The 15,046-nt window shown below is 38.8% G+C and carries 13 protein-coding genes; 11 read left to right on the top strand and 2 right to left on the bottom strand.

Annotation, left to right across the window (positions count from 1 at the left end):
* Positions 1–21: 21 nt before the first annotated feature.
* Genes Q0192_RS18725 through Q0192_RS03920 form a run of 5 tightly spaced genes read left to right on the top strand, consistent with a single transcriptional unit; the run spans position 22 to position 5,490 of the window.
* Positions 22–168 (top strand): DUF6728 family protein, encoded by a 147-nt coding sequence (locus Q0192_RS18725; RefSeq protein WP_366518133.1) that lies wholly within the window; start codon positions 22–24, stop codon positions 166–168.
* Entirely contained in the window at positions 165–548 is a 384-nt protein-coding gene (locus tag Q0192_RS03935) for a RidA family protein (protein ID WP_299286383.1), read from the top strand. Before Q0192_RS18725 ends, Q0192_RS03935 begins: the two co-directional genes overlap by 4 nt.
* A 56-nt stretch (positions 549–604) precedes the next feature.
* Positions 605–2,710, top strand: a complete 2,106-nt coding sequence (recG, locus tag Q0192_RS03930) for an ATP-dependent DNA helicase RecG (protein WP_299286380.1) — start codon at positions 605–607, stop codon at positions 2,708–2,710.
* Between the two features lie 52 nt (positions 2,711–2,762).
* Complete coding sequence (locus Q0192_RS03925; RefSeq protein WP_299286377.1) at positions 2,763–4,148, top strand: M20/M25/M40 family metallo-hydrolase; 1,386 nt, start codon at positions 2,763–2,765, stop codon at positions 4,146–4,148.
* Between the two features lie 52 nt (positions 4,149–4,200).
* Positions 4,201–5,490 (top strand): MFS transporter, encoded by a 1,290-nt coding sequence (locus Q0192_RS03920; RefSeq protein ID WP_299286373.1) that lies wholly within the window; start codon positions 4,201–4,203, stop codon positions 5,488–5,490.
* A gap of 135 nt (positions 5,491–5,625) precedes the next feature.
* Here Q0192_RS03920 and Q0192_RS03915 read toward each other — a convergent pair whose 3' ends face one another.
* On the bottom strand, positions 5,626–6,915 hold the full coding sequence (locus Q0192_RS03915; RefSeq protein ID WP_299286370.1) for an HAD-IB family phosphatase: 1,290 nt from the start codon (positions 6,913–6,915) through the stop codon (positions 5,626–5,628).
* A 138-nt stretch (positions 6,916–7,053) separates the two neighbouring features.
* Entirely contained in the window at positions 7,054–7,440 is a 387-nt protein-coding gene (locus Q0192_RS03910; RefSeq protein WP_299286463.1) for an acyl-CoA thioesterase, read from the bottom strand.
* Between the two features lie 387 nt (positions 7,441–7,827).
* Here Q0192_RS03910 and Q0192_RS03905 point away from each other — a divergent pair, with 387 nt between their 5' ends.
* From Q0192_RS03905 to Q0192_RS03880, 6 genes are all read left to right on the top strand, one after another.
* On the top strand, positions 7,828–8,847 hold the full coding sequence (locus Q0192_RS03905) for a glycosyltransferase (protein WP_299286367.1): 1,020 nt from the start codon (positions 7,828–7,830) through the stop codon (positions 8,845–8,847).
* Positions 8,848–8,953: 106 nt separating this feature from the next.
* Positions 8,954–10,240 (top strand): ABC transporter ATP-binding protein, encoded by a 1,287-nt coding sequence (locus tag Q0192_RS03900; protein WP_299286364.1) that lies wholly within the window; start codon positions 8,954–8,956, stop codon positions 10,238–10,240.
* Between the two features lie 113 nt (positions 10,241–10,353).
* Entirely contained in the window at positions 10,354–11,256 is a 903-nt protein-coding gene (locus Q0192_RS03895) for a glycosyltransferase (protein ID WP_299286460.1), read from the top strand.
* A 182-nt stretch (positions 11,257–11,438) separates the two neighbouring features.
* A complete protein-coding gene (locus Q0192_RS03890; RefSeq protein WP_299286360.1) occupies positions 11,439–12,725 on the top strand; it encodes a glycosyltransferase family 2 protein in 1,287 nt (428 codons plus the stop codon).
* Between the two features lie 3 nt (positions 12,726–12,728).
* Positions 12,729–13,634 (top strand): glycosyltransferase, encoded by a 906-nt coding sequence (locus tag Q0192_RS03885; protein ID WP_299286357.1) that lies wholly within the window; start codon positions 12,729–12,731, stop codon positions 13,632–13,634.
* A gap of 206 nt (positions 13,635–13,840) precedes the next feature.
* Positions 13,841–15,019 carry an acyltransferase gene (locus Q0192_RS03880; RefSeq protein WP_299286355.1) on the top strand — a complete coding sequence of 393 codons (1,179 nt, stop codon included), beginning with the start codon at positions 13,841–13,843 and terminating at the stop codon, positions 15,017–15,019.
* Positions 15,020–15,046 lie beyond the last annotated feature (27 nt).

Raw genomic sequence — 15,046 nt, 5'->3', positions numbered from 1 at the left:
CCCTTTTTTTATATTTGTACGATGTATTTTTTCAGAAAAAAGGATAAAAACAGGCCTGATAATTTTAACCTGAGGGCAATGCATTTCATCAATAAAATGGCCATCATTATATTTTTGCTGGGCATAATCTGGAAACTGATTGATTGGTTTATATTGAAAAGAAAATGAAAACGATTATCAATACCAAAGATGCACCGCAACCCATTGGCCCTTACAACCAGGCTGTTGCTGCCGGTGGTTTCCTGTTTATTTCTGGTCAGATTGCGATTGACGCCCAATCAGGAAAAATGATGACAGACGATATTGCCACAGAAACCCACACCGTTCTTAAAAACTTAAAAGCCATTTTAACCGAAGCCGGTTTAAGTTTTGACCACATCGTTAAAACCACCATTTTTCTTTCGGACATGGATAACTTTGCTTTGGTGAACGAAATCTACGGCTCGTATTTCTCCGGAAATTTTCCGGCGCGGGAAACGGTTGAAGTATCCGTGTTGCCAAAAAATGTGAATGTAGAAATTTCGGCCATTGCAATTAAAGCTTCCTAAAACTGTTGATACTGTTTTTACCGGCATAAAAACAGTATGTAATAATTCAATTTTTTTTGAACAAATTTTTTGAAACCCCGGTTGAATATTTAAAAGGTGTTGGCGCAGCACGTGCCACAGCTTTAAAAAAGGAATTGGGGATAGCTGCTTACGGCGATCTGCTGCAATATTTCCCCTTTAAATACATTGACCGCACCCGTTTTTATAAGGTAAAAGAAGCATCGGCAGAAATGCCATATGTGCAAATTCTGGCCCGGCTAACGCATAAAGAAATCATTGGCGAAAAAGCTGCGCGGCGTTTGGTTGCTGCTGCGCAGGATGATACCGGACCGATAGAATTGGTTTGGTTTCAAGGAATTGCCCGTGTTTTTGAGAATTTGGTGGTTGGCAAAGTTTATGTTTTCTTTGGGAAACCGGGTTTCTTTAATAACAAACTTCAAATTGCGCACCCGGAAACAGAACTTTACAGCGCAAACCCAACTAAAAGCAGTGGGAGCCAGGCTTTGCAACCAGCTTACAATTCGACGGAAAAACTAAAGAAGTTTTTGTTGGATTCTAAAGGAATCCAAAAACTGGTTGCTGCTTTGCTGGAACAATACGGCAGAAACATCACCGAGAATTTGCCTGAATATTTGCGGCAAACAAACCATTTGATTGACCGGGCAAAAGCTTTTCAGCAAATTCATTTTCCTGCTGATTTTATGCAGCTAAAAGAAGCATCCAAACGTTTGAAGTTTGAAGAGCTTTTCTTCCTTCAGCTTAAATTGCTCAAAAACAAAATCTTCAGGACGCAGCAGTTTAAAGGCAATGTTTTTGGCAACGTTGGCTATTTCTTCAACGAGTTTTACAAACACAAACTGCCTTTTGCATTAACTTCGGCACAAAAAAGAACGCTGAAAGAAATTCGTTTTGATACACAAAAAGGCATTCAAATGAACCGTTTGCTGCAAGGCGATGTGGGCAGCGGCAAAACGGTGGTTGCTTTGATGAGTATTTTACTGGCGATTGATAACGGTTTTCAGGCTTGTATGATGGCGCCGACTGAAATTTTAGCTAATCAGCATTATCAATCTTTAAAACAATTGTTGGGCGAAGGTTTTGTGGAATTTGCCTTGCTAACTGGCTCGACTTCCAAAAAAGAAAGGCGGGTGATCCATGAAAATCTGGAAAGCGGCAAACTGCATATTCTGATTGGTACACATGCTTTGATCGAAGACAAAGTGCAGTTTAAAAACCTTGGCTTTGTGGTAATTGATGAGCAACACCGTTTCGGTGTAGAGCAACGCGCAAAATTATGGCGTAAAAACAGTATCCCGCCGCATATTTTGGTGATGACGGCCACGCCAATCCCACGTACTTTGGCCATGACTTTGTATGGCGATTTGGATATTTCCATCATTGATGAATTGCCGGCCGGAAGAAAACCGATTGAAACAAAACACTTTTATGAAAACAGTCGCTTGCGTGTTTTTGGTTTTATGAAGCAAGAAATTGCCAAAGGAAGGCAGGTTTACGTGGTTTATCCGCTGATTAAAGAAAGTGAAAAGCTGGATTTAAAAAATTTGATGGATGGCATTGAAGTGATGTCGAGAGAATTTCCTTTGCCAGAATACCGGATCAGCATTGTCCATGGCCAGCTTTCGGCAGCAGACAAAGCGTTTGAAATGCAGCGTTTTGTAAAAGGCGAAACGCAAATTATGGTTGCCACAACAGTAATCGAAGTTGGCGTAAACGTGCCAAATGCTTCGGTGATGATTATTGAAAATGCAGAGCGGTTTGGCCTGTCGCAACTGCACCAACTACGCGGCAGGGTTGGCCGTGGTGCCGAACAATCGTACTGTATTTTGATGAGCAGCGAGAAATTATCCAAAGATGGGCGGACACGGTTGGAAACGATGGTGCGTACAAACGATGGTTTTGAAATAGCAGAAATTGATTTACAACTGCGTGGCCCGGGCAATATCGAAGGCAAGCAGCAAAGCGGTGTGCTGGATTTAAAAATAGCGAATCTGGTGGAAGACCAGCCAATTTTGCTCAAAGCACGGCAAGCGGTTGAAGCAATTTTTGAAGAAGACCCGCAATTGTTGCTGCCTAAAAACCAATTGCTGCAGCAACATTTCGCGCAAAAAAACGAAGGTTTAAGCTGGAACAAAATTTCCTGAGCCGTTTTACAAAACCTACACAAATTTTAACTTTGCTGATAAAGCTGTTTTTATGAAGTTCAAATTTCTACTTTCTTTTTTGCTTGGCAGTACATTGGCCGCATCTGCCCAAAACCCGGATTCGGTTTATCTCAGAAAAATTTTTGATGAAGAGTTGGTCAACGGCCAACCTTACCAAAACTTGCAATATTTATGCAAGCAAATTGGGCCGCGTTTAAGCGGATCTGCAAACGCACAAAAAGCGGTTGACTGGACAAAAAAATTGATGCAGCAATACGGTTTCGACCGCGTTTTTTTGCAGGAAGTGATGGTGCCACATTGGGTTCGGGGCGAAAAAGAGCAGGCAAAAATAGTATCGGGCAACCAGCAAGTTTCAGTTTCGGTAGTTGCGCTTGGCGGATCGGTAGCCACGCCAAAAGAAGGTTTAAAAGCGGAAGTGATTGAAGTGCAAGGCATCCAGGAATTAAAAACTTTGGGCGAAAAAGCAATAAAAGGCAAAATCGTTTTTTACAACCGTCCGTTCGATCCGCGTTTTATTGAAACGGGCGCCGCTTACGGTGCAGCAAGCGACCAGCGTTTTCGAGGCCCGGCAGAAGCAGCCAAATACGGCGCAATTGGCGTGATCGTCCGTTCGATGACAGAAATGATAGACGATTATCCGCATACCGGCGCAACGGCTTACGAAGAAGGCGGAAACAAAATCCCGGCAGCGGCCATTTCTACCAAAGGTGCAAATTTGTTGAGTTTAATGTTAAAGCAGCAAAAAGGCCTTCAGTTTTACCTTAAACAAAACTGCCAGACTTTGCCCGATGTGCTTTCTTATAATGTTGTTGGCGAAATGAAAGGAACGGAAAACCCGAACGAATTCATCACCGTTGGCGGACATTTGGATTCCTGGGATTTGGCCGAAGGCGCACACGACGACGGGACCGGCGTGATGCAATCGGTAGAAGTGCTGCGGATTTTTAAAGCTTTAGGTTATCGGCCTAAACATTCTATTCGCGCCGTGCTATTTATGAATGAGGAAAATGGCCACAAAGGCGGTTTAAAATATGCCGAGCTGGCGCAAAAAAACAACGAAAAACATTTGGCGGCCATCGAAACAGACGAAGGTGGGTTTACGCCACGCGGTTTTTCTTTCAGCGGTATTCAGTCAAACGTTTTACAAGGAATGATTAAAAACTGGAAACCGTTATTGGAACCTTATGAAGTAGAACGCTTGACCAAAGGCGGTGCCGGAACGGATATCGAACCGTTAAAAGAAACTAGGCCAAGCATCACTTTAATTGGTTTTCGGCCGGATTCGCAGCGTTATTTTGATATACACCACACCGCTAAAGACGTTTTCGAGAACGTAAACAAGCGCGAACTGGAGTTAGGCGCAGCCTCTATTGCAGCTTTAATTTACCTGATTGACCAGCATGGTTTAACATTTTAAAAAACAAAACCGAAGCAACGATGCTTCTTTTACCACATAAAATTTAGTGTCTGTGTCCGACGAAGATCACCAACCCGTAACCAAACCCGATCCATTTGCCGCGCTCCGTTTTAAGGAGTTCCGTTCTTACCTCGCCATGCGTTTCTTTTTAACGTTTGCCTACCAAATGCAGGCCGTTATTGTTGGCTACTACATTTACCAGTTAACAAAAAGCGCTTTGGCTTTAGGGATGATCGGTTTGGCCGAAGCCATTCCTTCCATCGGTATTGCTTTGTATGGCGGTTATGTGGCCGATAAATCGGAGAAAAAAGGTTTGTTGCTGATGATCTTTTCGGTGATGTGGGTTTGCTCCGGCATTATGCTGCTCGTAACACTGCCTACTGCACGAACTTATTTGAGTGCCCAACATATTGTAGTCGTCATTTATGCCATGATCTTTTTTATCGGCTTGGCGCGTGGTTTTTACGGACCAACGGCTTTTTCTGTAATGACGAGAATCATCCCACGCGAATTGTATCCCAATTCTTCTACCTGGAACAGTTCGGCTTATCAAACTGCCTCTGTTTTAGGTCCGCTGGCTGGAGGTTTGCTGTTTGATCATTTAGGTATCTCGGTTACTTTTTCTTTTGTGGTGGTTTTTATTACGACTGCTATTATTGCCATTATTACTTTAAAACGCCATCAACCAGAATTTGTGCCTAAAGAAAGCATTTACAAAAGTCTGTCCGAAGGCATTAGTTTTGTTTTTGGAAACCGAATGCTGCTGGGCGCATTAAGTTTAGACCTGTTCTCCGTATTTTTTGGCGGGGCCGTGGCTTTACTGCCGATTTTTGCCAACGATATTTTGAAAGTAGGCGCAGAAGGTTTTGGGTTGATGCGTGCCGCCGATTCTGTTGGCGCTGTTTTAACCATGCTGGCGATGACACGCATTTCTCCCATGGGAAAACCGTGGCGAAATTTGTTGGTTGCCGTTACCGGTTTTGGTATTTCGATTATCTGTTTCGGGCTTTCAAAAAACTTTTACTTGTCGCTTTTTTGCCTGTTTATGCTGGGTGCTTTTGATAGCGTGAGTGTTTTAATTCGCTCAACCATTATGCAGTTGCTCACTCCGGATCAGATGCGTGGCCGGGTTTCTGCCGTAAATTCCATGTTCATCGGTTCTTCTAACGAAATCGGTGCTTTCGAATCCGGCGTTACGGCACGTTTGATGGGAACAGTTACTTCGGTTATTTTTGGCGGAACCATGACTTTGATTGTGGTTTTGACTACTTTTTTTAGGACAAAAAAATTAGTGCCGATGCAATTGAGCGAAATAAATGCACCGGAAGTAGCAAAAGCTTAATGAGTTTTGTCATTCTGAAACGAAGGAAGGAATCTTCTGCAATGCAAAAGGTGCCATGCTTCTTTTACCACCTAAATTTATTGTTCTTGTTTAAAAGAAGACCTTCACTTCGTTTTGAGATGACAGCGTAGCCAATCAATACAGCAACCTAAATTTAATCGTGTGCTCAATCCCTTTAAGTTCTGTTAAAACCTGCGGATCGTAACCTGCATTTACATCGGTAATTACATAACCAATGCGCGGGTTGGTTACCAAAAATTCGCCAACGATATTGATTTCATGGCGGGCAAAAATAGCATTGATTTTGGCCAAAATTCCCGGAACGTTTTTATGGATATGGATTAACCGATGCGCATTATTCACACGCGGCGGCTGCAGATCTGGAAAGTTGACACTTGTATGCGTTTTGCCTTCGTTCATAAAATCCATCACCCGTTTCGGGATAAAATCGCTGTTGCGCGGGTTGTGTTTGATGTCATCAAAAATGATGATGCCTTTTTCGCAGGCAAAATCGCAGATGTTGCGGTTTGCTTTGCCAAAACAACCGATCACTTTCAGGCGTCCGGCTTTTTCTAATTGCTGTTCCGTTGGCTGCGTGTCTTCATCGCAAAACAAAATCCCGGCTTCCTGCAAATATTTGTCTTCAATTTTTGGGCGGATGCGGATGTTATAGCCTTCTTTTCCCAATTGTATTACGGCTTCGTCGGCAACATCGCCAACAACCAAACATTTAATGCGGTTTTTGGGATAAGAAATAGCGCGCGAAAACTTGTTGATGTACAAAAACTCATCAAAATTGGGCGTAACGTAATCGGCTTTTTCTACAATCGTTTTGCGTTCGATGTTCTCCGTAAATGCAAAAAACTTTTTAATCAGCCCAAATTCTTTCAATTGAAAATCCGAATGCCCGTCGCCGATGCCAAACAGTTCGCCCGGCAAATTAAGTTCGCGCAGCAGCTTAACCTTGCCGCCTTCCTGCGAAAGCGGGTTTTCTGGATCGTAGCCAATGATGTTTCCGCGTTCATCAAACACAAAAGTATTGGCATAAATATTTTCGGTTTTGATAAAATATTTGGTTACCACCGGCGTGATAAATTCTTTAAAGCCGCCCGAAACGATTAAAACTTCATCGCGGTGTTCTTTAAAAAAGTTGCGGTTGCGCGAAAAAGAAGCCGACACTTTTTTGCGCAAATGCTTCACCAATAAATCTAAATGAGCGCGGTTGGCCTGCAACAGCTTTACGCGTCTGGCCAGACTTTCCGTAAACGACAGGCGGCCTTCCATCGCTGCATTGGTCAAATCTTCAATCTGTTTGTATATTTTTTCCCGGTCGGGATGGTCTTTTAACGAAATACGGGCAAGTTCGTCAAGTGCTTCAACTTGGGTAAAAGTACTGTCGAAATCAATGATAAAATACTGGGGCATAAGGTAGGAGGTTTGGGGTTTTGGAAATTAGCTATCAGCTTTCGGCTTTCGGCAATCAGCTTCTGCCTTAAACCATGAACTATCAGCAATGAACTATGAACTATCAGCAATAAACTATTTGCCATCATGCTTCTTTTATCAGCCTAAAATTGGTGTCGGTTTTTTGTGCTCATCAACAGCTACGAAAGTAAACTCGCCGTGAATGGCGCGGTAACGCACATCTTCGTACATCTGCTCGACAAAAATTTCGACCATTACTTTCATGCTTGTGCGGCCAATATAAATTACGCGGCCAACTAGTTCCATAATCGTCCCAGCCGGAATCGGGACGGTGAAATTGATTTTATCCGAAGAAACCGTAACCAGCCTTTTGCGGCTGAAACGCGTGGCCGTTATGAAAGCTACTTCGTCCATCATCATCATGGCCGTGCCGCCAAAAAGCGTATCGTAATGGTTGGTGGTGTTGGGAAATACGGTTTTAAAAACACGCGTTACAGAATTTTCGATGCGTTCGTCCAAAGTCATCCGCAAAAGTAAATTTAATAGTTGAGTTTGTGTTTTTTCGGATTGATCGTTCAAAAAATACAATTAAACAAGTAACCGCATTTTTTTAATGCTTCTTTTATGCCTATATTTTTTAAGTTTGTTTTTACAATGTTTAAAAGTGTAGAAACTTTGCTGTTTTTTTGGGCGTAAAAGAAGTATGCAAACCACATCGAATAAAATTTGAAGAAGCACATAAACGTTATTAAAAAATATTATTATTGTATTGTTTTTTAAATGCCCGATCTCCATTGCCCTAATTGTAGCTGTTTACTAACCAATTACATTTGTTAATATTATTATTGTTGATAATATTGTAGTATAATTTTTTTAATTGTTACTAACGATACCTGTTTTGCAAAACATACTATGAATGATCGGATTCCTGACGCTCCACCTGTAATATTGCCGGTAACTGCTATTGATGAGTTAGCGCGTCCGCAATGGTCAGTCATGATACCGACTTACAATTGTATTGCATTTTTAGGCGATACGATAAAAAGTGTGCTTTCTCAAGACCCCGGCGAGGCGAAAATGCAGATAGAGGTGGTGGACGATTGCAGCACCGACGGCAATGTTGCTGCTTTGGTTGAAGCATTGGGAAAAGGAAGGATAAAATGTTTTAAGCAAAAACAAAACAGGGGCAGTTTACGGAATTTTGAAACCTGTTTAAACCGGGCAAACGGGCATTGGGTGCATCTGCTGCATGGAGACGACAATGTAGAACAGGGTTTTTACCAGGAAATAGAAAATTTGTTTTTGGCAAATCCCGATGCGGGCGCTGCTTTTACCAACTTTTCTTTTATTGACGGGCAAAGCAATAAATTAGATATTGATAATCCTATCTTGTTAAAAAAGCCGGGAATAATCAAAGATTTTCTGTTTAAAATAGCTGGCCGTCAGTTGATACAGCCTCCTGCAATTGTAGTAAAAAGAAGCGTTTACGAAACTATTGGCAGTTTTTATGCCGTACATTACGGCGAAGATTGGGAAATGTGGGCCAGGATTGCATCCCGTTTTCCGGTAGCTTACTCGCCCAAAAATTTGGCTCATTACCGCGTTGCTTACAACTCGGGGATTAGCCATGGCTCGTTTTTAAGCGGCCAAAATATCCATGATATTGTTAAAGTAGTTGATATCATCCAAGGTTACCTTCCGGTATCACACCAAGGAAAGCTTAAAAAAGAAGCGCTTATATATTATGCTATATTTTGTATCAAAGTGGCAAACAGTTTATTGTTGACTAATAAAGAGGCTGCTTTTTTGCAGGCAGAAGGGGCTTTTAGAATGCATAAAAATTTAAGGACTTATTATTGGATGTACCGCTTTTACCTCATGCATTTATTAAAGTTTAAGCAGGTACAAAAACTGGTTAAGTCAAGTATCTGATTCATTTTGCCGTTTCTTGTGTATAAATTTGATACACAATTTCTATTCAGCCGTACAAGTAGTTTTGATGCTTGCAGGATAAAACTACTTCATAATTTAAAAAAACATGTCTACAGTAATTAAAGTTGAAAATCTTTCAAAAGTTTACCGTTTAGGCGAGGTCGGAACAGGTACGATTTCACGTGACCTGGAACGATGGTTTGCAAAAGTACGTGGCAAAGAAGACCCTTTTTTAACGGTAGGAGAAGTAAACGACAGGACCAAAAAAGGCAGCAGCGATGTGGTTTGGAGCTTAAAGGACGTAAGTTTTGAGATTAAACATGGCGAAGCAGTTGGGATTATTGGCGGCAACGGTGCCGGAAAAAGTACTTTGTTAAAAATATTAAGCAGGGTAACCACTCCAACATCCGGTAATGTTAAAATAAAAGGTAAAATTGCCAGCTTACTGGAAGTTGGTACGGGCTTTCACCCTGAATTGACCGGAAGGGAAAACATATACTTAAACGGCGCAATTTTGGGGATGCGCAAAAAAGAAATTACAAAACGTTTTGATGAAATCGTAGATTTTGCAGGTGTAGAACGTTATATAGATACACCCGTAAAGCGATACTCATCAGGCATGTACGTCCGTTTGGCGTTTGCTGTTGCCGCGCATTTAGAAACAGACATTATGATTATTGATGAAGTTTTGGCGGTTGGGGATATCGAGTTCCAGAAAAAATGTTTGGGCAAGATGGGGCAGGTTTCAACCGAAGAAGGACGTACAATCCTGTTCGTTAGCCATAACATAAATGCAATCAATAAACTTTGTTCAAAAGCAATCTGGTTGGATAAAGGAAGGGTATATGCGCAAGGCGACGTAAAAGAAGTAGTTAACCATTACCTGGGCGCATTTCAAAAAAACTCGATAAATAAATACAAATATGATACGGTAAAAGAAGCACCCGGAAACGAGTTGATTAAAGTCCTTTCGGTCGAACTGGTGCCAGATTTGCTAAGTCCTTTAGAACCTATCACCGTTCGTACTGCCCTTACTGTTAAATTTAAATTTTATAATTTTAGTGATCAGATCAATTTATCAACAGACTTAACGCTTTATACTTTATTAGGAGAATGTATTTTTAGTATTCCAACACAACCTGTATTATCTGATAAAGGGGTCATCGAAGGGGAATGCACTATTCCTGCAAACTTTCTTAACGACGGCTCCTATTTTATTTCGCTTTTTTTTATGGAAAATACTTCTCATTTTCTATACAAATTTGATGCATGTCTTTTCTTTGAAGTGGCCGATTACCGCGAAAACGACAATAGGCTTTATAAATGGCCGGGGTTTGTCCGCCCGGTTTTGCCGTTCGTATTAAAGCCCGCTAACATACCTATTGACTTGTAAGGCAATAATTCTGTATTAAAAACCATAACTAACAACTTGTGCAAAGAATTCCTGATTCACCGCCTCAAATTGCACCTCTTTCGGGAGATTTAACACGGCCTTTTTGGTCTGTAATGATACCTGCCTACAATTGTTCTGTTTTTTTGCTGGATGCCATACAAAGTGTGTTAGTTCAAGACCCGGGGGAAAGCATGATGCAAATAGAAGTTGTTGACGATTGCAGCACAGATGCCGATGTTGAAGCGTTGGTAAAAAGTATTGGCAAAGGGCGTGTATTGTATTATCGGCAAGAAAAAAATGTAGGCAGCCTTCGCAATTTTGAAACTTGTATCAATCGTGCAAAAGGTTATCATATCCATTTGTTACATGGAGACGACCGTGTAAAAAAAGGCTATTACAAACGGATAAAAGAACTGTTTGACCGCTATCCTGAAGCTGGGGCAGCGTATAGTGCGTGGGATTATATTGATAATAATGGTACTATTTTAAGACCATCCAGAACAGAAGCACAAGAACCCGGGATTTTAAAAGATTGGTTATACAAGTTGGCAGAGCACGGCAGACTTCAATATGTTACCATATCTGTAAAGCGAGAAGTTTATGAGAAATTAGGCAGCTTTTATGCTGTTACGTACGGAGAAGACTGGGAAATGTGGGCTAGAATTGCTAAGTATTATCCTACAGCATACACACCCGAAATATTTGCAGAATATCGGGAGCATGATAGTTCGATCTCCAGGAATAGCTTTATAAGTGGTAAAAATATTCGGGATACGGCAAAAGTAATTTCTATAATTAGCAGCTATCTGCCAAAACAAGATCAGAAAAGGTTAAACACATTGGCCAGGAAGTATTATATTCATTGGGCATTAGATCATACCGTAGAACTTTGGCACCTTACCAGAAATAAAAGATTGGTTTATAACCAAATTAGGGAAATAATAAAAGTTTATGTAGATGAAACTGTTATTAAAAAAATAATTAAACTAAGTTTGCGGATATTAAAAGAAAATTAAAACCTATTTAAAATTTACTTGATAAGTTCTCCATGCTTCTTTTATCACCTAAAAATTGGCGAACATTTAGTTTTCATTTATTTAAATTGATACAAGCACGAATTTTTATAAAGTAAAAGAAGCATTAACATTTTCTTTTGTATAAATTTAAACAGGCTATTATATTTTGTTAATTTAACATCATGGTACTACCTTATACTATCAAGCATATTCAGTTAGATCAACTTAGTGAAAAAAATATCATTTCTAAGCTTGACGGAAGTAGTTACTATTTTTTTTGGTGGCGCCAAATTCCATTAGGGCATTTATTTGTTGAGCATCATAAAGTTTTTAACAATAGCGATGCCGATTATAAAATCTTGACTGTAATTGCGTCTACCGTTAATTTTTATAATGCAAAGCCTGAACTGACTGATGTTTACAGAAGGGCTTTTCTGGAAAAAGATTATGTTGGTTTTACTAAAACAATGGACGAAATATTTGGAACATATTCGTCCGAAAAAATCATTGCTGAAAATAAACTTGATATTTCAGTCATAATCTGCACGCGCAATAGAAGTACAGATTTGCAAGTATGTTTAGAAAGTTTGTTTAAACAAATTTGTATTCCTAAAGAAATTATTATAGTTGATAATGCACCTACAGATGATAGCACCTTAAAAGTAGTAGAAAAATTTAAAGGAGTTACCTACTGTAAAGAGCCAAAACCGGGTTTAAGTATAGCACGCAATACAGGGATACAAAAAGCACAATATCCTATTATTGCCTGGGTAGATGATGATGTCCAGGTACATCCGCTATGGGCCTACAGGGTTTGGGAAACTTTTTTGACACCCAGCATAACCGCAATGACAGGTTTAGTTATTGCTTCAAGTTTGGATACAGAAAGCCAGCAAATTTTTGAAAAATTCTGGAGCTTTAACCGCGGTTATCAAGACCATTTCTATGATAGTTTGTTTTATCATAATACATTGCCATTTGGGCCTAAGGCATCAGATATTGGTGCAGGTGCAAATATGGCTTTTAGGGCATCTGTTTTTAAAGAAAAAGGGGATTTTAACGAGCTTTTAGGGGCAGGGGCTTCTGGTTGTAGTGAAGACTCGGAAATGTGGTATAGAATAATAGCCGATAAAAGATTTACTATTCAATACAATCCTCGCTGTATTGTATATCACAAACACAGAAGAGAATTAAGCAGTTTAAACAAGCAATTATTTAGCTACATGCGTGGGCATGTTGTTGCCGTTTTAATACAGCAAACCCAAAATTCTGAAGCAGGATATCTCAAATATTTATATAAAGGTTTGCCCATATATTACTTACGCCTTTTTAAAAGTGGTTTTCCATTTTATTCTCATCGTTTTCGTACCTTGTTAAGCGAGTCTAAAGGGATCATATCAGGATTGAGATTTTATCACAAAAACAAAAAAAAGCTGCCAGTTATTAATGATAAATCAATCCAACTTTAAAGTATGCTTCAGCAACTTGTTTCTGTAATTATTCCATGCTATAATTATGGCAAGTACCTTGGAAAAGCTATAGAAAGTGTATTATCACAAAGTTACCGGCATATTGAAATTATTGTTGTAGATGATGGATCAACAGATCAAACAAAAGAAATTGTACAAAAGTATCATCCGGTAAAGTACATATATCAATCCAATTGTGGCGTTTCTGCCGCCCGAAATAATGGAATAAAAAATAGTATTGGAGAATTGATTGTGTTTTTGGATGCGGACGACTGGCTTTTACCTGATGCTCTTTTTATCAATATAAATTACTTAACACAAAATCCAGAAGCTGCTTTTGTGTCTGGCGGCCACGAATTATTTTATCAGCGCGAAAACAAAACCTGGGTAGTTCAAAAAGAAGTAACCGAAAATCATTATTGCCATTTGTTGGAAGGGAATTATATGGGTATGCCTGCTGTAGGAATGTACCAAAGATGGGTTTTTAATGAATTTCAATTTGATACCAATTTGCACTATTGCGAAGACTATGATTTATGTTTGCAAATTGCACGCAAGTATCCGGTTGTTCATCATACCGAGTTGATTGCGGTTTACAATTTTCATGAAGATAGTGTTTCCTCAAACCTGGTAGAAATGCTGAAATATGCTTTATTGGTATTGAATAAACAGAAAAATTTTATTTTAAATGAATCAGAAGAAGCATGTTTGCAAAAGGGTTTAAACAATTGGAAAGCTTATTATTCAGAAAAAATTTACAATAATCTTCTCTTTCAATTATATGATTCAAACTTACAAGTTAATAAAGAAGAGCTTGAAGCATTAAAGGAAAACGACCAAGAACTGTATTTTAAATTTATTGCCGAAAGCAAGTTTAATGATGGTGTAGATATTATTACAGAATCATAACTTACAAATAATTTGTTATCTCAAAGCCTGTCTAAACTTATACAAAAAAAATTACCAATGCTTCTTTTACCGTATAAAAATTGGTGTCCGCATTAATTTAAATAAACCCAAAATCAAATGTTTGCCCATTTTTAGGTGATAAAAGAAGCATTGATATCCTGTTAGTAAATTTTAAACAGGCTTTCAATATAAACAACTTTTTAAAATTGGATAATCTTACAACAAAAATTTATAACAGAAAGGAATTGCTAATTGCTGAAAATATTAAAGAAAACAACTTTGATATTTTAAGATTTTTATTGGCCACCATAGTTATTTACAGTCATTGCTATGTGCTTTGCTACGCTAAAGTAATTGACACAGAACCCGGAATGATTTTTACAAGAAATCAAATGGATTTAGGTGGAATTGCGGTAGATTTTTTCTTTGTAACCAGTGGTTTTTTAATATTTAGAAGTTTTGAATACAGCAGTACATTCGCATCATATTTGAAAAAAAGAATACGCAGAATTTGCCCTGCTTTTTTTATTGCCTTTATTTTAAGTGTTTTGTTTTTTGGGATGTTGGGCGCAACTGATCGTCATCATATAATTGGATCATGGACTAAATATTTTTTAAACTTGCAATATAAAAAGCAAACTATTATAAATATTTTAACACTGCGAAAACCTCCCTTGCAAAATACCTTCACCCTAAATCCTTTGCCTGGAATGATGAATGAACCGTTATGGTCTATTCAATATGAGTTTGTTTGCTATTTAATTGTGCCCTTGGCAGCCATGGCAAGCGTTTTTAAAAAGAAATGGATAGCCTTATTTTTATTCTTATTAAGTTATATTGTATTCTTTTTACAATTGAAATATCCCGAATTTTCCTTAGGGCTTTATACAAGCATATTTTACCGCTATCCAATTAATTTTTTTTCTGAAATCCTTGATTCTTATATTTTACCCAGGCTTTTTGTTTACTTTTTTTCTGGTGCTTGTTTTTACCTGTTTCGAAAACAAATTCTGCGAAAAAAAACATTGGTTGTATTAGCTGCAATTGCAATTGTTGTTTCTTGTATCGGTGTGCCTTTTATTAATTTAACATTGCCAATTGCCGGAAGTTACTTGTTTTTTTATATCACTTATCATCCAAACATTTGCTTTACAAACTTTGCCAAAAACGGAGATTTTTCTTATGGCATGTATCTTTATGCATGGCCGATACAGCAGTTATTTATGTATTTTTTAGGAAGGCATTTAGATCCGTACCGGTTATTTTTTTGTGTTTTTCCAGCGGTTTATTTTACAGCATTCTTGAGTTGGCATTGTTTGGAGAAATATTTTTTGAAACCAAGGGCAACGCACAAATATCCCGAAGTTGTATTGACTAATCCTTAAAAGCTTTAATCAAACAGAAGTTACTTA

Origin of the sequence: uncultured Mucilaginibacter sp. (assembly GCF_937859865.1) — a bacterium.
Taxonomy (GTDB): domain Bacteria; phylum Bacteroidota; class Bacteroidia; order Sphingobacteriales; family Sphingobacteriaceae; genus Mucilaginibacter_A.
This window is presented reverse-complemented; position numbering and strand designations above follow the sequence as displayed.